Origin of the sequence: Robertkochia solimangrovi (assembly GCF_007279655.1) — a bacterium.
Taxonomy (GTDB): Bacteria; Bacteroidota; Bacteroidia; order Flavobacteriales; family Flavobacteriaceae; genus Robertkochia; species Robertkochia solimangrovi.
This window is the reverse complement of the sequence record NZ_QKWN01000002.1, coordinates 538027-563470: the sequence shown is the minus strand read 5'-3', so window position 1 is coordinate 563470 and position 25444 is coordinate 538027. Positions and strand designations below refer to the sequence as shown.

Here is a 25444-nt window from a genome sequence, read left to right as displayed (position 1 = left end):
AAAGCCTTTTTAATGGTGTTATTTTTGAAGTTGGATCGTTTAATCTTATTTTAAACTTCCTACCATATCTTCGGGTTTCACCCATTCATCGAATTCTTCTGCAGTAAGATAACCAAGATCCAAAGCAGCGGTTTTCAGGGTGGTACCTTCAACGTGTGCTTTGTTAGCGATTTCAGCAGCTTTATAATAACCGATCTTCGTATTTAATGCGGTTACCAGCATCAGGGAATTGTTTACCAGTTCTTCAATTCTTGCGGTATTTGGTTCGATACCCTGAGCGCAGTGCTCATCAAAACTAACACATGCATCTCCGATCAGTCGGGCAGACTCTAGAACATTGGCAGCCATAATAGGTTTAAACACATTCAGCTCATAATGGCCCTGGGTTCCTCCAACGCTTACAGCAACATCGTTTCCGATTACCTGAGCGCAAACCATGGTCATTGCCTCACACTGCGTTGGATTTACTTTTCCAGGCATGATAGAGCTTCCCGGTTCATTCGCAGGAATAATGAGTTCACCGATTCCACTACGTGGTCCGGAGGCCATCATTCGTATATCATTCGCTATTTTATTCAGTGAAACGGCAAGTTGTTTCAACGCTCCGTGAGTTTCGACTAAGGCGTCATGTGCTGCCAGAGCCTCGAATTTATTTTCGGCAGTCTTAAACGGAAGACCGGTAAATTTAGCGATGAATTCAGCAACGCGTTTAGCGTAACCTTTCGGGGTATTGATTCCCGTACCTACGGCAGTTCCACCAAGAGCCAGTTCTGAAAGATGGTCAAGAGTGTTGTTTAAGGCTTTAAGTCCGTGGTCAAGTTGAGAAACATAACCCGAAAACTCTTGCCCGAGTGTAAGGGGAGTAGCGTCCATAAGGTGCGTACGTCCGATCTTTACTACGTTTCGGTAGGTTTCAGATTTCTTCTTTAATGTATTTCTTAATTGTGTTACTCCCGGGATGGTGTTTTCTACTACCATTTTATAGATAGCGATATGCATTCCGGTAGGGAAGGTGTCGTTGGATGACTGAGATTTATTTACGTCATCGTTTGGTTGTAAGGTCTTTTCACCTTCTCCGATAACTTTTCCGGCGATCTGATGAGCTCGGTTTGCAACCACTTCGTTCACATTCATATTGCTCTGTGTCCCGGACCCGGTCTGCCAGATGACCAGAGGAAACTGATCGTCATGTTTACCTTCTAAAATCTCATCACATACCTGTGCGATAAGGTCTCTTTTTTCAATGGTTAAGGCGCCTAATTCGCAGTTGGTGTATGCAGCTGCTTTCTTTAAATAGGCAAATCCATAAATGATCTCCAGCGGCATGGAAGCCGAAGGGCCAATTTTAAAATTATTTCTGGAACGTTCTGTCTGTGCACCCCATAGTTTATCTGAAGGAACCTGCACTTCCCCCATGGTGTCTTTTTCTATTCTGTATTCCATAATGAATTGAAGTATATTAGAGTCTTGCAAATTTACAATTTTAACGACAGATTGCGCGATATTAGCCACGTGTTTTCATGATATTTTTAAGAGTTTTTGTGATGAATCTGTAATAATGATTTTCTTGTATAAACGTTCACAGAATACAGCTGATCCTGAACTGGTAAGCTTTCCGGGCGGAATAAAAGATTAAAAAAAAATCGAAATCTCTCAAATAGTCCGGAAATGTGGTTATCTTTGGAACGAATTCAGAAAATTTCCGGAAACTATGTTTGAATTTGACCAATATCTTGGTTTTTTAGCGTTCCTCACCATATTATCCATCGGATTCTGGTTGATGATCTTTTTATTAACTTTCGTAATTCCTTACTGGGTAGGCGGTTCACTGATCGAATTGATCAAAGAAAAAAGAGAAGCTAAAAAAGCTAAAAGAGAAGAAGTTTAAAAAAAAGCTGTCAAGAGTGACAGCTTTTTTTTGTGATATACTTTTCAAACGGACAAAAAAAAATGGCAGTATTCACTGCCATTTTTTATAGGTATATATTTTTCAGGTCTTATCCTTTTCCAAATCCACCTTCTTCTTCAAAGTCGTCATTGTTCGGTCTGCCATTGCGGTTTCTGTCACGTTTTGACTGGTTGAAGCGATATACGAAAGAAAGGTTCACCTGACGAACTCTCCACTGGAACTCGCTGTCAGATGACGAATTAGGATTCTGTGTAAATGATTGACGCTTTCTGCTGTTGAAAAGGTCACTTACATTAAGGGTAATGGTGGCATTATCCTTTAAGATATCCTTTGCAAAAGCCATGTCCACACTGAACATCCCTTCTGTTTTGGTTTGAGAGTTTTCCTGAGGACCCATATAGAAAGAGTTTACCTGCCACTCGATCTTTGCTGGTAAAGTAAGTTTTGAACTGAATCTGGAAAACCACGAGGTGTTCTCAGCCCCGAAATCTCTTCCTTCGTATTCTCCATCTTTGATGAACTTAAAGAAGTTGAAACTTCCGTTCAGCCTCCACCATTTAAACGGATTGTACATTAAACCAACTTCAGCTCCATATCGTTGATTGGTGGCCAGGTTGATCGGCATGGACTCAAAAATTATCAATCCATCATCTGTGGGCTTAGGTGATTCCTGTTGGATCCACTCAAAAGAATTAGTTTCTCGTTGGTAATACACAGAACTGGTGAGGGTAAGTTTCTCCCATCTTTTCAGATATCCCAGATCGAAGGCGTCCGCATAGGCAGGAGCAAGGGCAGGATTCCCCTGACGTATATTGGTACGGCTGTCTCTGGAAGGGAAAGGGTTGAGGAACCAGCTACGAGGCCTGTTGATCCTTCGGTTATATCCTAAGGAGATATTTTCTCTTTCATTAAGTTCGTAAGTAACATTGACGGTAGGGAATAATCCGATATAATCATTATCAAATTCTTCAATAAGTGTTTCATCATCTTCAGAAGGCTCGAATTGTGAATCCAATTCCCCTTTAATATTTGTGGTTTCTAAACGTAAACCCAGTAAAGCTGAGAATTTACCAAATTTGTTCCCGTATTGGGTGTAGAATGCATTGACATTTTGAGTATACTTAAAAATATTAGTCACACCTCTATCGGTATCAAATTCACCTGTGTCATAGTTCAGTGTGTCTAGCTGGTAATCAGTCGGTTCACTCTGATAGTTACCTCGGTATCCGGCTTCAAATTGCGCTTCTCCCATGGGAAGTACATAATCGACCTGAAACAACCACTCGCGTTGTTTTTCCTTGGAATAAATATGGTCCGTTGGAACTATAGCGCTTTCCGGGAAAATCGAGTTTTCGGTAATTTCAGAATATTCATCCTGATTATCTCTGGAATATTGAATATCTGCCGTCAATTTTTGTCCATCCTCATCCAGATTATTGACATAGTTCAACGCAAATTGATAATTATGTTGCGTTTCATCCTGAATCTCTCTTCTCAGGGATTGAATCACCAGATCAGTACCGTTGTAGCGACTGTTCAGGTTGTCGGTTTGATCTTTACCATCTCCAAGTCGGGTAAAGAAACTACCGGTGATGGAAGATTTGTCCGTCAGAAAATATTCAATACCGATGTTTCCGTTGAAGTTGTTATTTCTGCGGTTAATATCCCGGTCTTCTATGATGCGGGTGTAATCACCGATGTTGTAGTTGTTATCAAAATAACCGGATCCCGGACCCTCTCTGTAGGTGTAACCCAGGGTAGTGAAGATATTGAATTTCTTGGTTCTGAAGTTCAGGTTGGTAGAAACCTGTGCGCGATCCGGATTACCGATGGTCGTATTTACCGAACCGTTAAATCCAAGTGCTTTATCTTTTTTCAGAACAATATTAAGGATACCGGCAGTACCTTCAGCATCATAACGTGCAGAAGGACTGGTGATCACTTCTACTTTTTCGATGGCATCTGCAGGGAGCTGCATTAGTGCGTCGGTAGAACCAAAACCGGCAAGGGCAGATGGCTTTCCATTGATAAGGATACGAACGTTCTCATTTCCTCTCAGGGAAACGGCACCTTCCACATCCACCGAAACAGAAGGAACATTGGCCAACGCATCAGTTACGGTAGCTCCACTGGTGGTAAGGTCTTTTCCGATGTTGTAGATTTTCTTGTCTAATCGTACTTCTACAGTCGTTTTTTCACCGGTAACTTCCACTGCGTCAAGCTGTGCAACATCAAGGGAAAGTTTAATGGTACCAAAATTACGGTCATTAGACAGATCCTGGCTTTTTAATTCGAAAGATTTATAGGAGATGTATTCAACCTTAACATTATAATTACCTGCGGGAGCATCTACTTCGAACTTTCCATCTGCATCGGTAATTCCTCCGGTTACTACGGAAGGGTTGTCGGTACTCTCTAATACCAGGGTTGCAAATTCAAGGGGAAAGTTCTCATCGGCATCTACAACAGTACCTTTTAGTGTTACCGTTCGCTGTCCGCCTCCTTCAACACTCTGTGCTCCAACCTGCAGCACAGTAAAAAAAATTGCCATAAGGCAAATAAATTTAGATCTCATTTTGATTTTTGATTTATGTCTTGTTACTCGTGTAACTTCGACGCCAAAAATATCAGAAGGTTTAACCGGATTCGGTTAAAGGTTTGTTAAATAAAAAACCGCTGTCACTGACAACGGTTAAGGAAATCATAAAATTGAATTTATATTCTCTGGTGGCCGACCGATGACCGCCTTGTTGTTTTTAACAACGATGGGTCTTTCGATCAGTACCGGATCTGCGAGCATTGCTTTGACGACCTCACCATCGGTCATGTCTTTGCCTTTATCATACTTCTCTTTCCAAACCTTTTCATTTTTTCGTACAAGATGAATAGGTTTAATATCCAGGCAATCGATCACGGTTCTTAATTCCTTTTCACTGGGTATATCCTCAAGATATTTGATAACTTCGAATTGTTCTCCGGACTCTTCCAGAATCTGGAGGCCTTCTCGGGATTTTCTACATCTCGGATTATGATAGATCTTAATCATTGCACTGTTGATTTTAGATTATTATTCTTCGACTTTTTGTCCCATCATCATCAGATAGGCTTTTAGGAATTCGTCAAGGTTACCGTCCATGACTGAGTCGACATTCCCTGTCTCATGAGTTGTTCTGACATCTTTGATAAGTTTGTAAGGATGCATTACATAGTTTCTTATCTGAGAACCCCATTCGATCTTCATCTTACCGGCTTCTATCTCATCCTTAGCGGCTTGTCTTTTCTTCAATTCGATCTCGTATAGCTGAGATTTCAGCATTTGCATAGCCTTTTCCCGGTTTTCTAACTGAGAACGGGTCTCAGAGTTATGAATTACGATTCCTGTAGGGTGGTGGGTTAATATCGCCTTTGTCTCTACCTTGTTAACGTTCTGTCCACCGGCACCGCTTGAACGAGCAAAGTCCCACGAAATATCTGCCGGATTGATCTCTATCTGGATAGAATCATCCGCAAGAGGATAGACATAGACAGAAGCAAAAGAAGTATGTCTTTTGGCATTACTATCGAAAGGAGAGATACGCACCAGTCGATGTACCCCATTTTCTCCTTTCAACCAGCCGAATGCAAAATCTCCTTCAAATTCCAGTGTTACGGTCTTGATCCCGGCTACATCACCTTCCTGATGGTTGAGTTCCTTGATTTTATAACCATGCTTTTCTCCCCACATCAGGTACATACGCATGAGCATGGAAGCCCAGTCACAACTTTCTGTTCCTCCTGCACCTGCCGTGATCTGTAGTACCGCACTCATATCATCTCCTTCATCAGAAAGCATATTTCTGAACTCGAGACTTTCGATTTGTTCTTTGGCTTTTTGGTATTGGTTCACAACTTCTTCCTCCGAAGCGTCACCTTCCTTATGGAATTCCAGCAAGACCTCGAGGTCACCGGTCAGGGTTTTGGCAGTATTATAATCTTCAACCCATTTCTTTTCTGTTCGCAAAGCTTTCATGATCTCTTCAGCTTGTTTAGCATTGTCCCAGAAATCAGGTGCGAATGTCTTTTCTTCCTCATTTTGAATTTCAATGAGCTTAGCCTCGATATCCAGATATTTCTTCAAGGCTTCAACTCTTTGAACAAGTCCTTTTACCTGTTCGGTGGTAACCATAATAACTCAATTTTTGTCAAAAGTAAAATACTTTTTTCAATTCGATGTAGAATGTGACAGCTATTATTGTTGCGTAATGACCTGAACGTTGTAGGATGTGGAGTTTGTTCCGGAAGTATAGACCACGCCTTTAATAGGAGCGCAATCTCTGTAATCACGGCCATGGCAAACCTTTACATGATGATGATTGGTAAGGATGTTATTGGTGGGGTCAAATCCGATCCATCCCGTACCTGGAATCAGAGCTTCGGCCCATGCATGCATTTGGAGTTCGCCGGTAAAACCAACTCCCTGATGCAAATATCCGGAGACATATCGGCAAGGGATGGCATTACCTCTGGCCAGGGCACAGAACAAATGTGTGAAATCCTGGCATACACCTTTCTTCTGATGTAAAATCATATCCAGTGTGGTATTGACATCGGTTACCATGGTTTGGAATTCCAACAGATCATGTACGTGTTTATTCAGTGCGATAAGGTTATCCAGGATGTTAGCTGCACGATCAAATTTGAAACCGAGTTCCTGATGTGACGGATAATGCGTTAAAGAGGTACTTCGTATGTAGGAGAGATGATCGACTTTAAATTCATGCGAATTGATGATCTGATATTGTGAATCGGTATCCTTCATCGGAAGATCGAACGGATTGAGTTCTTCCTTTAAAATGTCAAAAGTGCAACGAAGGGAAAATTCAGTAAAACTATGCCGACTGCTCACCATTAATGTTTCAAAACCAAAAGCATTGATGCCGGTATAGATAACACAAGGCACTGAGGTTACCGTTGTGTTCTTCAAAAGTTGTTGCTCCGGTAAATGCTGCGGAACCAAAAGGAATTGCCATTTAGCACCTTCCGCTTCGTTTTCATAAATATTCGTCGTGGAATATTCTATCTGATATCGCAAAGACATAATTCGAAAATAAGTAATTGCTCTTTAATAATTTCTAATAATTAAAATATTCTTCCTCAATTTTTTGACTGATGATCGTAAGCTTGTTCAACAGGTCATCAATATTTTCCTGAATATCATCTTCGATCTCTGTAGCTATTTTAAATTCATACTCCGATCGTATCTTTCCGATATAGAATTTTACCGTACTCTTATCGTTGATCAGGCTGGAATCTAAAACCAGGATGTGGTTATAGACCTGATTAAGACAGTTCATTACCGATTTAGGGTTCTGAGCATTTAACAACATAAAATTCAGGGTGCTAATGCTATTCGGGGCTTTTTTGTTCAATCTTCTGTGCATGTCATAAGATTCCCCACATTTCAATAGAGTTGTCCACTCATAACTATTTCGAAAGGCATCACCATAACTGCCTTTGGCGAGTTTAGCATCATTGTATTTGGCGTTGATGATGCGAACGATCTGTGTGGCTCTTTCCAGATTGATGCCCAGCATAATAATCGCATAGATCTCATCATGAAGAATGGTTCCTCTTATTTTTCCCCGTAGTACTGCAGTCATCTCAGTGACATAGACCGTAAAGTCATAGAGTCCCTTTTTCTTGAAGAATTCTACCGGATAGTTTTGTACGGCATGGTAGAATTTATTGATACTTTCGTACAGTTCCGTAGACATCTGATCTCTGGAACTGTTCGCATTATCTCTGGCATAATTGACGTTGTTGATCAGAGAGAACGGATTTTCCTCATTAAAGGTAATATCAAAGAAAACTTCTTCTTCATCCAGTTCCAGATCAGGATCGCTCACAGGTTGTCCCATCATAAAAAGCATAGATCTTAAAACGAATTGTCGTGATTGGGAAAGGGGGTGAGGTGCATCCAGAGATGAGAAATAATTTACATTCAGGTATCTTGCTATATATTCAGAACGTTCGATATAACGTCCCATCCAAAAAAGATTATTGGCTACTCTTGCTAACATAGGGAGGAAATTATTTTTTTAGAACCCAGGTATCTTTTGATCCACCACCCTGGGAGGAATTTACAATCAGGTTTCCTTTTTGTAAGGCTACACGGGTCAGGCCGCCTTTTAAAACGAATTCTTTGTCTTTACCCAATAGCGTGAAAGTGCGAAGATCGATATGACGCTGTTCAAACGAATGAGAATCTTCAATGTAGGTGGCATGTACCGATAGCGACATGATCGGTTGTGCAATGTATTTTCGGGGATTGGCTTTGATTTGATCTTTGACTTCCTGTATCTGTTGTTTGGTCAGGCGATTTCCTATTGAAATACCATAACCTCCGGCTTCATCCACGGGTTTTACAACAAGATCAGGTATGTTTTCAAGAACGTATTGTAATTGATCGGGTTTACTGCAATGATAGGTCTGAACATTATTCAATATGGGCTCTTCTCCCAAATAATACTTGATGATCTCCGGCATAAAGGTGTAGATCGCTTTATCATCAGCGGCTCCGGTGCCAGGAGCATTCACAATGCAAACATTTCCTTGTCTGTATACCGAAAAGAGACCGGGGACACCCAATGAAGAATCCGGCATGAATTCAAACGGATCCAGAAAATGATCATCGATACGCCTGTAAATAACATCCACTCTTTCCGGACCTTTAATAGTTTTCATGTATACAAAATTGTTTTCCACATACAGATCCCGTCCTTCTACCAGTTCCACACCCATTGATTTAGCCAAATAGGAATGTTCATAATATGCCGAATTATACATTCCGGGTGTAAGTACCACACAGGTTGGCTGATCGACTCCATGAGGTTTTACACTTTCGAGGATATCCAGTAAATTCTCTGCATAATCGGTTACGGAATGTGTTCGGTAATGGTTAAATACGCCGAAAAGAGCTCTTTTTAATGCTGTGCGATTACTGATGACATAACTTACTCCAGACGGACAGCGGATATTATCTTCCAGTACATAATACTTACCATCTGAATGTTTGATAAGATCAGTTCCAGATACATGATTGTAAATACCTCCCGGAGGATCGAGGTCCATCATCTGATCCAGGTAATTTACCGAGGAGCTGAGCAGGCTTACCGGCACGATGCCTTGTTTCAGGATCTTTTTGTCATGATAGATGTCCCACAGGAAAAGATTGAGTGCTTTACTTCGTTGAATAGCTCCTTTTTCGATCGTTTGCCATTCATCAGGAGCAATTATTCTCGGAAACAGATCAAAGGGAAAGATCTTTTCTTTCTGTTTAGCCTCTGAATATACCTGGAAGGTGATTCCCTGATTGAAGAAGGAAGCTTTTGCCTTATCGTTGAGATTGACAAAATCCTCCACCGAAAGCCCGCCATAAAGTTCGAACAGTTTGGTGTAGATCTGCTTTACTTCACCGTTCTTATTAAAAATTTCATCAAAGAGCTTAGGATTTTTCTTATAAGCTGAAAAAATGGGATGTGAAGTGTTCAATTTCATAAAACCGATTTATGAAAAAATAACCATTATTTTGATGAATTTGAATGATAAATCATTAATAATTAAAAGATTAAATGTTGAAAGTCAAAAAAAACACAGGGATTTATAGGAATTTGATACCTGAAATGGCGGGGTTTTATAGTTAAAAGGCTACATTTTTTATATAAATTTATCGACACTTTAAAATTTCTAAGAATATCCGTGATTTGAATATTTTACCAACTAAATACCAACTTCATAAATGAAACAATTAGTACAAATCTTGATCATTCTGTTTTCAGGTACTGCAGTATTCGGTCAGTTTCTGGAAAAGAAAAAAAACCTGGATAAGCGAGAAGGCTATTTTAACTTCTATTATAATGAGGATGAAGGAGAAATTTACCTTGAAGTCAAAGAGACTGAAAAGGAATTTCTATACGTGAGTTCGCTTAGCAGCGGCGTTGGAAGTAATGATATAGGTCTTGATCGCGGACAGCTTGGAGGTGAACGGGTCGTTTATTTTAAGCGTTCAGGAGATAAGTTATTGCTTATTCAGCCCAACCTTGAATATCGGGCAAATTCCGATAATAAACTGGAAAGAAATGCAGTAGAGCAGGCTTTTGCCAAATCCGTATTATATGGTTTTGATATTAAAGAGAAAAAGGACGATGGGACTTTTATCATCGATCTTACACCCTTTATTATGCAGGATGCACATGGTGTGGCTCAAAAGTTAAAATCGACAGATCAGGGGACTTATAAGCTGGATAAGTCTAAAAGTGCCTTATGGATGGATCGTACCAAAGCATTCCCTAAGAATGTAGAATTTGAAGCACTTCTAACCTTTGAAGGTGAGCCAAAAGGACGTTATATCCGTTCTGTGACTCCTGATGCCTCTTTGGTTTCGGTAGTCGAACATCATTCCTTTATCGAATTGCCGGATGATATATTTGAAATGCGGAAGTATGACCCGAGGAGTGGTCTTTTCCAGTTTTCGTTCATGGATTATGCAACCCCTGTAAATGAGCAGATCGTCAAGCGTTTTATCAGCAGACATCGCCTCGAGAAAAAAGATCCTGATGCAGCTGTCAGTGAAGCGGTAGCGCCTATCATTTATTATCTGGATAACGGTACCCCGGAGCCGATTCGTTCTGCGCTTCTGGATGGAGCAAGATGGTGGAATCAGGCTTTTGAGGCGATCGGGTATAAGGATGCATTTCAGGTTAAAATGTTGCCGGATGATGCGGATCCGATGGATGTGCGCTATAATGTGATTCAATGGGTGCACCGTTCAACCCGTGGCTGGAGCTATGGTTCGAGTGTAGCAGATCCACGAACCGGGGAGATTATCAAAGGTCATGTGTCTTTAGGTAGTCTTAGAATCAGACAGGATTATCTGATCGCACAGGCTTTAATGAACCGGCCGTTTAATGAAAAGAACCAGGAAAATGATCCGATGCTTGAGATCGCTCTTGCCAGAATTCGACAGTTGGCGGCTCATGAAGTAGGGCATACCCTTGGTTTCTCACATAATTTTGCAGCCAGTACCAATAACAGGGCCTCTGTGATGGATTATCCGCATCCTTTATATACATTATCGGGAAATTCGATTGATTTTTCAGAAGTTTATGACACCAAGATCGGTGAGTGGGATAAATTTATCGTAGCCTATGCCTATGGTGATATGAAAACAGGGCAGGATGAAGATACCTACCTGAATGAAGTTTTAGAAAATGCCGCCAAGAAGGGACTTAGATTTATTTCCGACCGTGATGCCAGGGCTGCCGGAGGAGCACATCCTTATGCACATCTATGGGATAATGGTTCGAATGCAGCGGATGAACTTGAAGATGTTTTGGAAGTCAGGGCTAAAGCCATTATAAACTTTTCAGAAGATAATATAAAAGATGGTGAGCCATATTCTGTTTTGGAAGATGTATTTGTACCGTTGTATTATTATCATCGTTACCAGACGGAAGCGACCATAAAAGTGGTTGGAGGACTCGATTACTCCTATGCGGTTAAAGGAGGAACTTCAGTGGTACCGAACCCGGTTTCGCCAAAAGAACAAAAAAGAGCATTGGAAGTGGTTTTGAAGACCTTAGATCCGGAAGTGCTCGCAATTCCTAAAGAAAAATTAGCTCTTTTTCCACCGAGAGCACTGGGGTACAACCGAAGCAGGGAATCATTTCAAAGCAAGCTCGATGTAGCCTTCGATCCTTTAAGTGCTGCGGAGACTGCGGCAGATCTAACGCTTTCTTTTCTATTTAATCCTTCCAGAGCTTCCAGAATGGTTTCGCAACAAAGTCTGGATAATAAGCAAATGGGATTTGATGGTATGATCGATGCAGTGATCGGGCAAACTTTCAAGAATATACCAAAAGACAGCTACGATAATGAGATCCAGCAATTGGTAAATTACAGAGTGCTTTTTCATTTGATGAATCTTAGTAAGAGTACAGAAGTTTACCCAACGGTAAACGCAATTGCAAATGAAAAACTGGACGAGATCAAGGCCTGGCTAAGAGGTAAGGGGGCGTCTGTAGCACATAGCAATGAATACATTCGAAAGATCGATCAGTTCCGGGAAAAACCTGAGAACTTCAAAGTTGTTCCGGTTTCTAAGATTGCGGATGGTTCACCGATCGGTACTGATTGCAGTATATTGAATTAATTAAATAAAAAACTTTCTATGACCATTAATCTCATCAGTGATACGGTTACCAAACCGGATGAAGGAATGCTGCAGGCGATGATGCAGGCAGAAGTAGGGGATGATGTTTTTAAAGGAGACCCTACCATGAATGCGCTTGAGGAGCGTGTTGCTAAAATGTTTGGGAAAGAGGCGGCTCTGTTCTTTCCTAGTGGTACTATGGCAAATCAGACCGCGATAAAGATACATACCCAGCCGGGAGAACAATTGATCGCTGATAAATATGCCCATATCTTCAATTATGAAGGAGGTGGGGTAAGTTTCAACAGTGGTGTGTCCTGCCGTTTACTCGATGGAGATCGCGGTATGATCACTGCTACACAGGTTGAAGCAGCGATCAATCCGCCCGATTTCTATCATAGTCCGCTTACCACCCTGGTTTGTTTGGAGAATACAACGAATAAGGGGGGTGGGGCCTGTTATGATTTCGAAGAGATCATTAAGATCCGAGAAGTTTGTGACAGACACGGACTTGGTTTTCATCTCGATGGGGCGCGATTGTGGAATGCTATGGTTAAAACCGGGTATTCTCCGGAGCAATATGGTAAGGTTTTCGATACCATTTCGGTATGTTTCAGTAAAGGATTGGGATGCCCGGTAGGTTCTATGCTGGTTGGTAGTAAGGAAATGATGGATAAGGCCTTGCGAATCAGAAAGATATTCGGAGGGGGTATGCGTCAGGTAGGATATCTGGCGGCTGCCGTTCACTATGCGCTGGATCATAACCGTCAGCGACTTGCAGAGGATCATCGAAGAGCCGCTGAAATTGCCGAAGTTTTAAAGGATTGTGATTTTGTAAAGTCAATCGCACCCTTTGAAACAAACATATTGATCTTTAGTGTAAAAGATCATATCGACGAAGCACTGTTCATGAGTTCTTTAAAGGAGGCTGATATTCATATCAGTAGTCTGGGGAAAGGAAGTCTTCGAATTGTAACCCATAAGGATTACACCGAGGAGATGCATCGTTTGTTGTTGCAGAAACTAAAACAGGTAGCTATATAAAAAAAAAGCGGTCATACGACCGCTTTTTTTATTCCGTTCTTTTGCGATTAAACGGTTGAGTCTTTAATATCGGCTTCGGGAGCATGTTTTTTAACAGATTCGATTCCGTTTTCCATACCTGCTTCTGAAGCATACATTTGACTTGTGCCGACGATCTGACCATTTCCGGACTTTAAGTTGAAATGAAATTTTCCGTTCGAAGCGGTTTTTCTTTCAAATTTTCCGTCCTCTGCACAATTTTCTTTCACAGAGTTGATACCATTACTGGCACCTGCCTTACTTTCGTAGGCCTGGCTCGCTAAGATCACCTGACCATTGTTCGCTTTTAGATTAAAGTAGAACTTGTCGTTTTTATCGCTTTTAAATAACTCAAACATGAATAAGTATTTTTTATTAATACTTAAAAATAGGTATAATCTATTTAATTTCAATTACTTGCTTATGCTAAACGATAAAAAACATTTTAATCCCTCTTATTTAAAGAGATCAAGTCCTGGAATATCAGGCATGCCTTCCTTCGCCACAGCCCCTAATTCGGCTTCATTCACCTGGGTGGCTTTCTCGATAAGTTTATTGAGATTTAATATGAGATAGTCCTCCAATTGTTCTTTATCTTCCAGTAATGAATCATCGATTTCAACTGTCTTAAGCGTTCTGTTGGCTGTCATGGTCAACTTCAGTAAACCGTCGGAACTTTCCTGATTTACTTCAATATGATCCAGTCTCTTTTTTGTTTCCTCTATTTTTTTCTGGGTTTCTTTGATTTTCCCCATCATTCCCATCAGGTCTCCAAACATTCTTTTAGATTTTAATGAAATTTTCACCAAAATTACTAAATTGAGCATTTTAATCAACGAATTAAATGAAATTTAAACCCGGCATTTTTCTCTTATACCTTACTTTTGCAGCAGCTTGTAATACTGACCCCGAAGTAAGAAATATGGAAAACATAATACCTCCTAAGGTAGAGAAAAAGCCCGTTACTCTTGAAAAGCATGGTGATATACGTACAGACGAATTTTACTGGCTTAATGAAAGAGAGAATCCTGAGGTAATCGATTATCTGGAAAGAGAGAACGAATACTACAATAAAATGACCGCTCATACAGACGGCCTTAAAAATTCTTTATTTGAAGAGATGAAGGCACGTATCAAAGAAGATGATGAGTCGGTTCCCTATAAATTCAATGGATATTGGTACTATACCCGATATGAGAAAGGAAAGGATTACCCTATCTATCTTCGTAAGATCGATTCGGTAAATGCCGAAGAAGAGGTGATGTTCAATTGTAACGAACTTGCTGAATCCTATTCTTATTTTAATCTGAGAGGTATCAACATCAGCCCGGATAATAAATTTGCGGCATATGCCATCGATACACTTGGGCGCAGAAAATATGAAATTCGTATTAAGAACCTTGAAACCGGAGCGGAATTTCCGGAGGTAATCGATAATACGACCGGTAGCAGTACCTGGGCTAATGATAATAAAACGCTTTTTTACACGAGAAAGGATGAGCAGACACTAAGGTCTGCGATGATCTATCGTCATAAGCTGGAGACCGATGTTTCTGAGGATAGCCTGGTGTATCATGAAGAGGATGAAACCTTCAATGCTTTTGTGTATAAATCCAAATCTCAGCAATATATCATTTTTGGTTCCGGAAGTACTTTAACTTCAGAATATAGTATTCTGGATGCTGATGATCCTGAAGGAACACCAAAGGTTTTTCAGCCGAGAATCCGAGGGCTCGAATATGGAATTGCACATTTTGAGGATAACTTTTATGTAATCACCAATGCCGATAATGCGGTGAATTTCAAATTGATGAAAACACCGGTTAAGGAAACCACCAAAGAGCATTGGACAGAGGTGATTCCCCATCGCAAGGATGTTCTACTGGAAGATATAGATATCTTTAAAAAATACCTGGTAGTAAGTGAACGGGAAAATGGTCTGAATAAAATAAAGGTGATCAACTGGAAGGATGAATCAGAATATTTTATTCCTTTTGATGATGAAACTTATACTGCCTTTACATCGACCAATCTTGATTTTGATACAGTTACCTTAAGGTATGTTTACAATTCGCTAACCACGCCTGCCAGTACTATCGATTATAATATGGATACCCATGACCGATTGGTCATGAAAGAACAGGAGGTGCTCGGAGGTAAATTCCAAAAAGGAAATTATACTTCTGAGCGTGTGTGGGCAACAGCTGAAGATGGCACGAAGATTCCGATCTCTCTGGTCTATCGAAAAGGGATGGTTAAAAAGAACGGAAAATCTCCGTTGTTGCTTTATGGTTATGGTTCCTACGGTTCGACCATAGATCCTTATTTTTCTACGGTTCGATTATCACTTCTTGACAGAGGTTTTATCTATGCGATCGCTCACATAAGAGGAGGGGAGTATCTTGGAAGAGAATGGTATGAAGATGGGAAATTACTGCATAAGAAGAATACCTTTACTGATTTTATCGATTGTGGTAAATATTTGATTTCGGAAAAATATACTTCTTCCAAACATCTGTATGGAATGGGAGGTTCAGCCGGAGGATTGCTCATCGGAACAGTTGTGAACCTGGCACCAGAGTTATTTAACGGAGTTGTAACGCAAGTTCCTTTCGTAGATGTGGTTACTACCATGCTTGATGAAAGTATTCCGTTAACGACCGGAGAATATGATGAATGGGGAAATCCAAACAAGAGAAAATATTACGATTATATGAAATCTTATTCGCCGTATGATAATGTGTCGGATTTGAATTATCCGAATATGTTGATCACTACGGGATTACATGATTCACAGGTTCAGTATTGGGAGCCGGCTAAATGGGTAGCGCGTTTAAGAGACCGAAAAAAAGGTTATGGAATTATTTTATTTCAAACGAACATGGATGCGGGTCACAGTGGCGCCTCGGGCCGATTTGAGGCCTTAAAGGAGGTCGCGATGGAGTATGCTTTTCTGCTGGATCTTGAAGGGATAAGGAAGTAATTAAAAAAAATAATTAAATTTGCATGGTTTTGAATAATTCAAAACCTTTTTGTACCTAACTACAAATTTATGGAACAAAAGATAAAAGCCTACAACAATGTCTTGGAACTGATCGGTAATACCCCACTGATCAAACTGAGCAAAATTACCAAATCGCTTGCCGGTAACTTTTATGCAAAAGTGGAAGCCTTTAATCCTGGACACTCAACCAAAGACAGAATTGCTCTGTATATTATTGAGGAAGCCGAAAAGAAAGGTATTCTTAAACCAGGGGATACTATTATAGAGACTACTTCCGGGAACACCGGATTCAGTATTGCCATGGTGAGCATCATCAAAGGATACGAATGTATTCTGGCGGTGAGTTCAAAATCATCAAAAGATAAAATCGATATGTTGCGTTCCATGGGAGCTAAGGTCTATGTTTGTCCTGCTCATGTTAGCGCTGATGACCCAAGGTCTTATTACAGTGTTGCAAAGCGTATGCACGAAGAGATCAAAGGATCGGTTTATATCAATCAGTATTTCAATGAACTGAACGTAGAAGCGCATTATCAGTCTACCGGTCCTGAAATTTGGGAACAAACAGGTGGGCAGATCACGCATTTTATCGCATGTAGCGGAACCGGAGGTACTATTTCAGGGACATCCCGTTTTCTTAAGGAACAGAATCCTAATATTCGTGTGATCGGTGTGGATGCTTATGGATCCGTTTTGAAAAAATATCATGAAACCAGAGAATTTGATACGAATGAGATCTACCCGTATCGTATTGAAGGACTTGGTAAAAATTTGATTCCAACAGCGACAGATTTCGATATAATTGATAAATTCGTAAAAGTAACAGACGAAGACAGTGCTCATACCGCTCGTGAGATCTCAAAAACCGAAGGGTGTTTTGTGGGATATACCAGTGGAGCTGTTATGCAGGCTGTCAAACAACTGGCCGAGGAAGGGGAATTTGATGAGAATAGTAATATCGTCATGATCTTCCCGGATCACGGTTCCAGATATATGAGTAAGATTTACAGTGACGAATGGATGAGTGAACAAGGGTTCTTCGATGCTGTGAATAATAAGGAAGTTCAGAAGATAGAATACATTAAATAAAGAATTCGGAAACTTAATGAATGTTCGCCTTGTTGATAAAGTTTCAAATATCAGCAAAAGGGAATTTCATGAAAAGTATCTTTCAGCCAACAGACCGGTTATTCTAAAAGATCTGGCAAAAGATTGGAAGGCGACGAATAAATGGACATTCGATTTTTTTAGAAAAACCTACGGTCACTGGGAAATTCCCATGTATGATAAGTCCTATCATAACCCGGGTAACGGGTATATGAAACCCGTTACCTATAAGAAATTTTCGGACTATCTGGACATTATTGAAAACGAGCCCTGCAAGCTGAGGTTTCATAACTTTCAGATTATGAAAAGGGCTCCGGAGTTATCCCAGGATTATTCTACTCCGGAAATAATGGATGGATTCTTTAAATTCGCTCTTATGTTTTTTGGCGGTAAAGGTTCCGCTCTCAATCTTCACTATGATATAGATTGTTCCAATGTCTTCCTGACACATTTTCAGACGATCAAGGAAGTCTATTTGTTTCCGCCGGAAGAGGCGAAATATCTTTACCAATTACCCTTCACTAATCATGCACATGTAGATGTGTTAAAACCCGACTGGGAGGAATTTCCTGCGTTTAAATACACTCATTGCTATAAAGCCGAAATTCATCATGGGGAAACTCTGTTTATACCTCGTCTTTGGTGGCATTACGTTTATTACTCAGAAGGCGGGTTTTCACTGGCTCTCAGAGCAAATGAGTCTTTGAGTAGCAGAGCCAGGGGGTTATGGAACATCGTCCGGTTATTCACAGTGGATACCGGAATGAACTTTTTGGCAGGGCATCGCTGGAAGGATTATAAAGATAATAAGGCACGTGCGAATGCAGTGCTGGCAATGCAAAAGATAAAAAGCGTTTGATGAAATCAGTTTTAATTACCGGAGTCTCTTCGGGAATTGGATTTGCTTCCGCGCGATACTTCCTGGAGCAAGGTTATCAGGTTTTTGGAAGTGTTCGGAAATCCAAGGATGCAATTCGACTCGAGAATGAATTTAAGGATCGTTTTACTACGATAGTATTTGATATCACGGATCGTGAATCTGTAGAAAAAGCATTTTCTCAGATCGCTGCCCATCTTAATGGGAAAGGACTGGATGTACTTGTAAATAATGCAGGGATATCGGGTAGTGCTCCTATGGCCTATATCGATATCAAGGATTTTGAGAAACAACTCAATGTAAATGTTTTGGGTGTTCTCAATGTAATTCAGGTGTTTTTACCACTGCTCGGATTCGCAAATAAAAAAGCGAAAGGACAAATTATTAACATTAGTTCCGGAGCAGGGAGAGTGACCAGACCTTTTATGGGATCCTATTCTGCAAGTAAGCATGCATTGGAAGCGATGTCGGATGCATTGAGAAGAGAGCTCATCAGTGAAAGGATCAGAGTTACTGTGGTGGAGCCAGGTCCGATAAAATCAGAAATATGGAGTAAAGCGCGTAATGGGGGTGACCCTGAAAAGTACGTGAATACGCCGTATGAGAACATTTATAAAAAAATGGATAAGGTGATTGATAGTATGGAATCCAATGCTTTGGCTGCTGAGGAAGTGGCGAAAGTTATCTACCAGGTCGCTGAAGGTAAAAGAAGAAATACCCGGTATCTGGTGGCTCCGAAAAAATGGATGTTCTGGCTTGCTATCCATTTATTCCCTGATAAATTACTGGACCGACTCTTTGAAAAACAATTTGTCAGACTCGTGCGAGGTTAATAAATAATTTATGATAAGAGATTTAAATTAATTATTTTTGCCTGCTGTAAAATCAAGAAATTTAAAAACTCCATATAGATGAGAGATTTATTTGACAGGATAATTGAAAATAAGGGACCCCTTGGTAAATGGGCCTCACAAGCTGAAGGGTATTTTGTATTTCCAAAACTGGAGGGTCAGATATCCAACCGAATGAAATTTAATGGCAAGGAAGTTATTACATGGAGTATTAATGATTATCTCGGATTAGCCAACCACCCCGAAGTTCGTAAAGTTGATGCGGAAGCTGCTGCTGATCATGGAGCTGCTTACCCTATGGGTGCCCGAATGATGAGTGGTCATACCGATCTTCATGAACAACTTCAGAACGAACTGGCATCTTTCGTTAAGAAGGAGGCTGCTTATCTTTTAAATTTCGGATATCAAGGGATCATGTCTGCTATAGACGCCCTGGTAACCAAAGATGATATTATCGTTTACGATGTGGATTCACATGCATGTATCATTGACGGTGTACGTCTCCATATGGGGAAACGTTTCACCTATCAGCATAATGATATGGATAGCCTCGAGAAAAACCTGGAACGCGCTACTAAAATGGCTGAACAGACCGGGGGGGGAATCCTGGTGATCTCTGAAGGTGTTTTCGGAATGAGAGGAGAGCAAGGACGATTGAAAGAGATCGTTGAACTCAAAAAGAAATTTAAATTCAGACTGCTTGTTGATGATGCTCATGGATTTGGTACTTTGGGTAAAACCGGTGCCGGAGCAGGTGAGGAACAGGGAGTTCAGGAAGATATCGATGTGTACTTTGCTACTTTTGCTAAATCTATGGCGAGTATCGGAGCATTCCTTGCGGGTGATAAAGAGGTGATCGATTATCTGAAATATAACCTGAGATCTCAGATGTTCGCAAAGTCGCTTCCGATGATTTTTGTAAAAGGAGCGCTGAAAAGACTGGATATGCTTCGCACTATGCCAGAGCTTAAAAATAAGCTTTGGGAAAATGTAAATGCACTTCAGAACGGTCTTAAAGAACGTGGTTTTGATATCGGAACCACTCAAAGCTGTGTGACTCCGGTATATCTTAACGGAAGTATTCCTGAAGCTATGGCTTTGGTGAAGGATCTTCGTGAAAACTATGGTATCTTCTGTTCGATCGTTGTATATCCGGTAATTCCTAAAGGACTTATATTATTGCGTATGATCCCGACTGCAACGCATACGTTGGAAGATATTCAGGTGACACTGGAAGCCTTCTCAGCGATAAGAAGTCGACTTGAAAATGGTACGTATAAAAGATTGTCCCAGGCAGTTGCTGTCGCTATGGGTGAATAATCTATTCAACAATACATAAAAAAAGCTGTCCATTCGGACAGCTTTTTTTATAGCATAGATGTAAAGTAAATCTTTATATAGTTTTTCTGAAGGTTCTCCATTTCTTGATCAATTGCGGATCATAATCCTTCCATAAGGCTTGTACCTGAGTATTCGTTTCAAGTTCTGGATTGGTTTCCACATAAGTGATTTCACGACGGGTAAAAAGGTCGTAAACCTCCTTAAAAATGATAGCGGTAAGTCCTTTTCTCAAGTATTCCGGATCAATACCGATCAATAACATCGTCGCTTTGTCATTCTTTCGTTGGGCTTGTAATAAATGATAAAAACCGAAAGGGAATAATTTGCCATTTGCCTTCTGTAAAGCAAGTGAAAAGGAGGGGATGATCACTGAAAAGGCAACGATCTTATTATTCTCGTCTGCGATAAGGTTGATGAAATCCGGATGAATGAATTTCAGAAATTTATTTTTATAGTGTTCTACCTGATAGGGTTTAATGGGCGTGAAGGATTCCAGACTGCTGTAACTTCTGTTCATAAGATCAAAGATCTGATCTGCATATGGAAGCAGTTCTTTGTTCGATTTGAATCTTAAAACCTTAAGATTGAACTTTTGTAAGAGTAAAGCAGAGAATTTATGAATTTTATCCGGAATCACTTTTGGAACGTTGATCCCATATTCCTTCCAGTCAACTTCCTTTTCAAATCCTGCGAGTTCCATCAGCTTCGGATAGTATGCATAATTGTAATTCGTTGGCATACTGCCGATGCGATCAAACCCTTCTATCAGCATTCCAGCCTTATCCATGTTGCTGAAACCGGCAGGACCTTCGATATATTCCAGATTATGAGTCTTACCTACTTCCGCTACTTTGTCGAGAAGAGCCCTGGCAACTGCTTCGTCATCAATACAATCAAACCATCCGAAACGCATCTTAGGCTTACCGAGATCCTTGACTTCACTCCAATTGATGATCGCTGCTACTCTTCCGGCTATCTTTCCGTTTTTGGTTGCCAGATAAAACCAGGCTTCAGCTTCTTTGTATGCAGGGTTCTTCTCCCGGTCAAAATTTTCAAGTTCCTCTTTGATAATAGGAGGTACCCATTGTTTTGAATTCTTGTATAGTTGAAAAGGAAACTTAACAAACTCCAGCATTTCGTTCTTAGACTGAACTTCCCTGATACTAATTGACTGCATATTTATTCTTTAGTTTTCGTCGATCTCAAAAATACCCTTTTTGTTCTTTCTGTTACGTTTTTTAATGGCTCTTTTCTCCTGGTTAGAGATATTGTCAACGTCTACGGCCTTATCCTTATGTTTGTCCCATCTCCAGGATAGGCCTATCGAACCGAAATACCGTTTAGGGGTGTCTTTTATGTTCGTCCCTAAAGCAGCGTCTACTTGCAGGTCGGTTCCGATTAAACGTGCTGCTCCCACACGAAACACTCCATCACCATAAAGATCACTCTTATAACCCTGATGTTCCGCAAATACCGTGTATCTTCTGTCATTGAGCGCATGGGTAAGGGTGATGATGTAGTTAAAAAGCGGATCGTCTCCGGTGAATTTATCATAGATCAGGTTGGTGACCAACACCCATTTTGGTGTAAGGTGATGCTGAGTGGCTAACATAACCTTCGGACTTACCGTAGGATCTTCCGGGTGAAACGGGTTATCTCCGAAATTGAAATTTGCACCCGCATATACCGCTATTGCAGGGATAAGGTTTTTCCATTGGAAAGTATTATTAGCCTTCCAGCTGTAAAGGTTGGGAGTATTATTCTTTTTGAAGGGATCATAGATCAGATATTTTGCTCCGATCGTGTTGCTTTGAAAATCACTTTGATTATAGGAATACTCGGGTAGTGTCGAATGATCCTTTACTTTTTCGTAAGCATAAGAACCATCCAGAATAATCTCCAGCTGTTCGAAAAATAATCCGTATCGAACCACATAATTTAAACCGAATTGGTTTGCGGTAGTGTTAAGTCCGCTGTGATCCCGGTGATCATAGAATAGCCCGCCTTCAACCTGAAGTACATTCGTGCCTACGGCATAGGCACTATAAGAACTTCCGGGGCGATTAGAGTTTATAACGTCGGTATATTGCGCATAACCGGTAGAAGCGATCAGGAATATCGCCAGACCAAGAAATAAGCTAGGTTTCATAATTGATTTGGGTTTATGATTGGACGAAAATAGGATTTTTTGCATCAATTTTTTGGTATTAGTTCAATTTAATGATGGTTTTACTTACTAATTAACAGATTATCAATTAACGAAATAAACAGTAAAACCACTATTTTATTATTTTTTTAAGTGAGTAAATCTGCGATTCCCATGAATCTATCGTATTTTTGACTATTCATAAATATACAAATGATGCAGATTTTAATAACGATTTTAATCATTTTACTGATCTATTACGGGGTTAAAATACTCGCCAGACTCTTCGGTCCGATGCTTTTGAAATATGCTTCGAAGAAGATGGAAACTAAAGTAAGGCAGAAATTCGAACAATATCAGCAATATCAACAACAGTCCGCCAGCGGGGCACAGCAGGGGGAGACCGTTATAGACCATGCTCCACAAAATGACAGCCGTAAAAATTCTTCAGGAAAAGTTGGAGAATATATCGAATTTGAAGAAATTGACTAACTAAACCGAACAATACTTTTTTAATGACTGACCAACTTAAAAAGGCAGTACCCCATCTATTGGTGTTACTGTTATTTACCGTTATATCCTTACTTTATTTTTCCCCGGTACTTCAGGGGAAACAGATTCTTCAAAGTGATATAGTTCAATATATCGGAATGTCGAAGGAAAGGAATGACCTAAAGGAAAGTACAGGGCATGAGTCATACTGGACTAATAGTGCTTTTGCCGGTATGCCAACCTATCAGCTGGGGGCGAATTACCCTAATAATTATATCAAGAAGCTCGATAAGTCCATACGGTTTTTGCCAAGACCGGCAGATTATCTTTTTCTTTACTTCGTTGGTTTTTATTTGCTTATGCTCGTGCTCAAAGTAGATTGGAAATTATCTCTAATCGGGGCGCTGGCTTTTGGATTTTCATCATATCTGATAATTATTCTTGGCGTAGGGCATAATGCTAAGGCACATGCCGTCGGGTACTTTGCATGGGTACTTGCCGGGATCATTTTATGTTACCGTAAACGTTATCTCGCCGGATTCCTGCTCACTGCATTTGCCATGGCACTCGAGATCAATGCGAATCACTTTCAAATGACCTATTACCTCTTACTGTTAGTACTGGTATTGGGGGTAGCCTATCTTGTAGATGCTTATAGAAAGAAAGAATTATCGCATTTTTTCAAGGCTACCGGAATACTCGCGGCAGCTGTAGTTATTTCAATAGGAACAAATGCGACCAATATCATGGCGACCCGCGAATATGCCGATTGGAGTACGAGGGGTCAAAGTGATCTTACACTAAATCCCGATGGCAGCTTAAAGGAATCGACCAGCGGTCTTGATAAAGATTATATCACTACCTATAGCTACGGAATTACCGAATCTCTGAACTTGTTTATTCCAAGGCTTTTTGGAGGAAGTGATCAGGAAAATCTGGGTAAAGGATCCAAAACCTATACCTTTCTTACGAATCGGGGAGTAGATCCGGCTCAGGCCCTTGATTTTAGTAAATCATTACCGATGTACTGGGGTGATCAGCCAGGAGTGGCAGGTCCGGCCTATGTGGGGGTGGTTATATTCTTTTTGTTTCTTACCGGACTTTTCCTAGTTAAAGGACGATTGAAATGGTGGCTCCTGGGTGGAAGTGTATTATCCTTATTATTGTCGTGGGGACATAATTTCAGCATCCTTACTGATCTGATGATCGACTATTTTCCTATGTATAACAAATTCAGAGCGATAACTTCGATTCAGGTGATTTTGGAATTGTGTTTTCCGGTACTCGCTATCGTGACGTTATCAAAATTAATGGATACCAATATCGATAAAGCACTTAAGATGCAAAGTCTTTTATACGGAGGAGGAATTCTTGGAGGTTGTATTGTATTGTTATTCCTCTTAAAAGGAAGCTTTGGTTTCAATGGTCCGCATGATGCGATATATGCACAGAACTATGGCCAGGAATTCATCGATGTGATCCGAAGTGATCGAAAAGCCATTTATAATGAAGACCTCTTCCGAAGCTTACTATTACTGGCAATTGCTTTTGGTACTCTCTGGTTTTATTTAAAAGATAAACTGAAGGTAAATCTGGTACTACTATGTATCGGAGTGCTGATCGTGTACGATCTGGCAGGAGTAGACCGTCGTTATGTCAACGGAGATGACTTTGTGAGTTCAAGAGTTTATCAGAAGCCATTTCAGGAAGATTTTGCAGATAAAGAGATCACAAAGGATACAGGGTACTTCAGAGTATTTGATCCTCAGGAAGGCCTGAACGGAGCCAGAACCTCTTATTTTCATAATTCGATCGGAGGTTATCATGCTGCAAAACCTAAGCGTTTACAAGAGCTTTTTGAATATCAGGTAGCTAATAATAATATGGCTGTTCTGAATATGTTGAATGTACGATACATCAAAACCAAGAACGATAAAGGTCAGGTTTATCCGGCGCGCAATCCTTATGCGTTTGGAAATGCCTGGTTTGTCGATCGATTGATTAAAGCGCCTAATGCCGATGCAGGAATGCAGTTAATGGATAGTGTTGATCTAAGTTCCTCAGCAATACTGAATACCGCTGCCTTTCCTGATCTTGCTGGTTTAAAGGATTCTTATAATGTTGATTCAACGGCGACAATATCACTTAAAACCTATGAACCGGATAAATTGGTATATACTTCAAAAAATTCAAATACAGGACTTGCAGTCTTTTCGGAAATGTATTATCCGCATGGGTGGAAAGTAACCATCGATGGGGAGGAAGCTACCGAGTTTCGTGTAAATCATGCACTTCGCGCCCTGGAAATTCCTGCAGGTTCGCATGAGATTACCTTTACCTTCGATCCTGATGTGGTTACATCCGGTAGTAGAATCGCTTTAGGTAGTACGGTTGTCTTGTTTCTATTGCTGATCTTTGGAATTTACCGGGGAATAGGTAAAAAGGAGGATGCGACCGTTTAACCCT

At 40.5% G+C, this 25444-nt stretch carries 21 protein-coding genes; 10 read left to right on the top strand and 11 right to left on the bottom strand.

Annotated features, from left to right (window positions below):
- Positions 1-45: 45 nt before the first annotated feature.
- On the bottom strand, positions 46-1443 hold the full coding sequence (gene fumC, locus DMZ48_RS06385) for a class II fumarate hydratase (protein WP_143954279.1): 1398 nt from the start codon (positions 1441-1443) through the stop codon (positions 46-48).
- A gap of 268 nt (positions 1444-1711) precedes the next feature.
- Between fumC and DMZ48_RS18670 the strand changes: the two genes are divergently transcribed.
- The gene (locus DMZ48_RS18670) at positions 1712-1888 is read left to right on the top strand and encodes a hypothetical protein (protein ID WP_199287942.1); all 177 of its coding nucleotides are present in this window, start codon (positions 1712-1714) and stop codon (positions 1886-1888) included.
- A gap of 109 nt (positions 1889-1997) precedes the next feature.
- Here the strand turns inward: DMZ48_RS18670 and DMZ48_RS06380 are convergent, their stop codons facing one another.
- From DMZ48_RS06380 to DMZ48_RS06355, 6 genes are all read right to left on the bottom strand, one after another.
- Positions 1998-4460, bottom strand: coding sequence for a TonB-dependent receptor (locus tag DMZ48_RS06380; RefSeq protein ID WP_242009140.1), 2463 nt, complete (start codon positions 4458-4460; stop codon positions 1998-2000).
- 150 nt (positions 4461-4610) lie between these two features.
- The gene (arsC, locus tag DMZ48_RS06375) at positions 4611-4955 is read right to left on the bottom strand and encodes an arsenate reductase (glutaredoxin) (protein ID WP_143954277.1); all 345 of its coding nucleotides are present in this window, start codon (positions 4953-4955) and stop codon (positions 4611-4613) included.
- A gap of 21 nt (positions 4956-4976) precedes the next feature.
- Positions 4977-6074 carry a peptide chain release factor 2 gene (gene prfB, locus DMZ48_RS06370; RefSeq protein ID WP_143954276.1) on the bottom strand — a complete coding sequence of 366 codons (1098 nt, stop codon included), beginning with the start codon at positions 6072-6074 and terminating at the stop codon, positions 4977-4979.
- 63 nt (positions 6075-6137) lie between these two features.
- Entirely contained in the window at positions 6138-6986 is an 849-nt protein-coding gene (locus DMZ48_RS06365) for a transglutaminase-like domain-containing protein (RefSeq protein ID WP_143954275.1), read from the bottom strand.
- Positions 6987-7020: 34 nt separating this feature from the next.
- Entirely contained in the window at positions 7021-7968 is a 948-nt protein-coding gene (locus DMZ48_RS06360; RefSeq protein WP_143954274.1) for an alpha-E domain-containing protein, read from the bottom strand.
- Between the two features lie 10 nt (positions 7969-7978).
- Positions 7979-9445 (bottom strand): circularly permuted type 2 ATP-grasp protein, encoded by a 1467-nt coding sequence (locus tag DMZ48_RS06355; protein WP_143954273.1) that lies wholly within the window; start codon positions 9443-9445, stop codon positions 7979-7981.
- Positions 9446-9686: 241 nt separating this feature from the next.
- On the opposite strand from DMZ48_RS06355, the gene DMZ48_RS06350 reads away from it, so the two are divergent.
- The gene (locus tag DMZ48_RS06350) at positions 9687-12098 is read left to right on the top strand and encodes a zinc-dependent metalloprotease (protein WP_143954272.1); all 2412 of its coding nucleotides are present in this window, start codon (positions 9687-9689) and stop codon (positions 12096-12098) included.
- A gap of 18 nt (positions 12099-12116) precedes the next feature.
- Positions 12117-13142: a threonine aldolase family protein gene (locus DMZ48_RS06345; protein WP_143954271.1), complete on the top strand. Its 1026-nt coding sequence runs from the start codon at positions 12117-12119 to the stop codon at positions 13140-13142.
- Positions 13143-13189: 47 nt separating this feature from the next.
- Here the strand turns inward: DMZ48_RS06345 and DMZ48_RS06340 are convergent, their stop codons facing one another.
- Positions 13190-13519 carry a YegP family protein gene (locus DMZ48_RS06340; protein WP_143954270.1) on the bottom strand — a complete coding sequence of 110 codons (330 nt, stop codon included), beginning with the start codon at positions 13517-13519 and terminating at the stop codon, positions 13190-13192.
- A 96-nt stretch (positions 13520-13615) separates the two neighbouring features.
- On the bottom strand, positions 13616-13939 hold the full coding sequence (locus tag DMZ48_RS06335; protein ID WP_143954269.1) for a YbaB/EbfC family nucleoid-associated protein: 324 nt from the start codon (positions 13937-13939) through the stop codon (positions 13616-13618).
- Positions 13940-14004: 65 nt separating this feature from the next.
- On the opposite strand from DMZ48_RS06335, the gene DMZ48_RS06330 reads away from it, so the two are divergent.
- The 5 genes from DMZ48_RS06330 to capB all read left to right on the top strand — a co-directional run bounded on the left by DMZ48_RS06330 (position 14005) and on the right by capB (position 20319).
- Positions 14005-16143: a S9 family peptidase gene (locus tag DMZ48_RS06330; protein ID WP_143954268.1), complete on the top strand. Its 2139-nt coding sequence runs from the start codon at positions 14005-14007 to the stop codon at positions 16141-16143.
- Between the two features lie 69 nt (positions 16144-16212).
- Positions 16213-17253: a cysteate synthase gene (capA, locus tag DMZ48_RS06325; RefSeq protein WP_143954267.1), complete on the top strand. Its 1041-nt coding sequence runs from the start codon at positions 16213-16215 to the stop codon at positions 17251-17253.
- A 16-nt stretch (positions 17254-17269) separates the two neighbouring features.
- The gene (locus DMZ48_RS06320; protein WP_143954266.1) at positions 17270-18130 is read left to right on the top strand and encodes a cupin-like domain-containing protein; all 861 of its coding nucleotides are present in this window, start codon (positions 17270-17272) and stop codon (positions 18128-18130) included.
- A complete protein-coding gene (locus tag DMZ48_RS06315) occupies positions 18130-18981 on the top strand; it encodes an SDR family oxidoreductase (protein WP_143954265.1) in 852 nt (283 codons plus the stop codon). The genes DMZ48_RS06320 and DMZ48_RS06315 overlap by 1 nt, the downstream gene beginning before the upstream one ends.
- A 78-nt stretch (positions 18982-19059) precedes the next feature.
- On the top strand, positions 19060-20319 hold the full coding sequence (capB, locus tag DMZ48_RS06310; protein WP_143954264.1) for a cysteate-C-fatty acyltransferase: 1260 nt from the start codon (positions 19060-19062) through the stop codon (positions 20317-20319).
- Between the two features lie 73 nt (positions 20320-20392).
- On the opposite strand, the gene DMZ48_RS06305 is transcribed toward capB, so the two are convergent.
- Together DMZ48_RS06305 and DMZ48_RS06300 are read right to left on the bottom strand one after the other, a co-directional pair.
- A complete protein-coding gene (locus DMZ48_RS06305; protein WP_143954263.1) occupies positions 20393-21517 on the bottom strand; it encodes a GTP cyclohydrolase in 1125 nt (374 codons plus the stop codon).
- Positions 21518-21526: 9 nt separating this feature from the next.
- Positions 21527-22489, bottom strand: a complete 963-nt coding sequence (locus tag DMZ48_RS06300) for a transporter (protein ID WP_143954262.1) — start codon at positions 22487-22489, stop codon at positions 21527-21529.
- A gap of 210 nt (positions 22490-22699) precedes the next feature.
- Between DMZ48_RS06300 and DMZ48_RS06295 the strand changes: the two genes are divergently transcribed.
- Positions 22700-22978 carry a DUF4834 family protein gene (locus DMZ48_RS06295; RefSeq protein ID WP_338420296.1) on the top strand — a complete coding sequence of 93 codons (279 nt, stop codon included), beginning with the start codon at positions 22700-22702 and terminating at the stop codon, positions 22976-22978.
- 23 nt (positions 22979-23001) lie between these two features.
- Complete coding sequence (locus tag DMZ48_RS06290; RefSeq protein WP_143954261.1) at positions 23002-25440, top strand: YfhO family protein; 2439 nt, start codon at positions 23002-23004, stop codon at positions 25438-25440.
- Positions 25441-25444: the final 4 nt, after the last annotated feature.

Coding starts and splice junctions, on each gene's coding strand:
- DMZ48_RS06290 (WP_143954261.1), top strand. CDS start 23,002: ATGACTGACCAACTTAAAAAGGCAGTACCCCATCTATTGGTGTTACTG.
- prfB (WP_143954276.1), bottom strand. CDS start 6,074: ATGGTTACCACCGAACAGGTAAAAGGACTTGTTCAAAGAGTTGAAGCC.
- DMZ48_RS18670 (WP_199287942.1), top strand. CDS start 1,712: ATGTTTGAATTTGACCAATATCTTGGTTTTTTAGCGTTCCTCACCATA.
- arsC (WP_143954277.1), bottom strand. CDS start 4,955: ATGATTAAGATCTATCATAATCCGAGATGTAGAAAATCCCGAGAAGGC.
- DMZ48_RS06305 (WP_143954263.1), bottom strand. CDS start 21,517: ATGCAGTCAATTAGTATCAGGGAAGTTCAGTCTAAGAACGAAATGCTG.
- DMZ48_RS06335 (WP_143954269.1), bottom strand. CDS start 13,939: ATGTTTGGAGACCTGATGGGAATGATGGGGAAAATCAAAGAAACCCAG.
- DMZ48_RS06340 (WP_143954270.1), bottom strand. CDS start 13,519: ATGTTTGAGTTATTTAAAAGCGATAAAAACGACAAGTTCTACTTTAAT.
- capA (WP_143954267.1), top strand. CDS start 16,213: ATGGAACAAAAGATAAAAGCCTACAACAATGTCTTGGAACTGATCGGT.
- DMZ48_RS06380 (WP_242009140.1), bottom strand. CDS start 4,460: ATGGCAATTTTTTTTACTGTGCTGCAGGTTGGAGCACAGAGTGTTGAA.
- DMZ48_RS06330 (WP_143954268.1), top strand. CDS start 14,005: ATGAAATTTAAACCCGGCATTTTTCTCTTATACCTTACTTTTGCAGCA.
- DMZ48_RS06350 (WP_143954272.1), top strand. CDS start 9,687: ATGAAACAATTAGTACAAATCTTGATCATTCTGTTTTCAGGTACTGCA.
- fumC (WP_143954279.1), bottom strand. CDS start 1,443: ATGGAATACAGAATAGAAAAAGACACCATGGGGGAAGTGCAGGTTCCT.
- capB (WP_143954264.1), top strand. CDS start 19,060: ATGAGAGATTTATTTGACAGGATAATTGAAAATAAGGGACCCCTTGGT.
- DMZ48_RS06320 (WP_143954266.1), top strand. CDS start 17,270: ATGAATGTTCGCCTTGTTGATAAAGTTTCAAATATCAGCAAAAGGGAA.
- DMZ48_RS06315 (WP_143954265.1), top strand. CDS start 18,130: ATGAAATCAGTTTTAATTACCGGAGTCTCTTCGGGAATTGGATTTGCT.
- DMZ48_RS06360 (WP_143954274.1), bottom strand. CDS start 7,968: ATGTTAGCAAGAGTAGCCAATAATCTTTTTTGGATGGGACGTTATATC.
- DMZ48_RS06355 (WP_143954273.1), bottom strand. CDS start 9,445: ATGAAATTGAACACTTCACATCCCATTTTTTCAGCTTATAAGAAAAAT.
- DMZ48_RS06295 (WP_338420296.1), top strand. CDS start 22,700: ATGATGCAGATTTTAATAACGATTTTAATCATTTTACTGATCTATTAC.
- DMZ48_RS06300 (WP_143954262.1), bottom strand. CDS start 22,489: ATGAAACCTAGCTTATTTCTTGGTCTGGCGATATTCCTGATCGCTTCT.
- DMZ48_RS06365 (WP_143954275.1), bottom strand. CDS start 6,986: ATGTCTTTGCGATATCAGATAGAATATTCCACGACGAATATTTATGAA.
- DMZ48_RS06345 (WP_143954271.1), top strand. CDS start 12,117: ATGACCATTAATCTCATCAGTGATACGGTTACCAAACCGGATGAAGGA.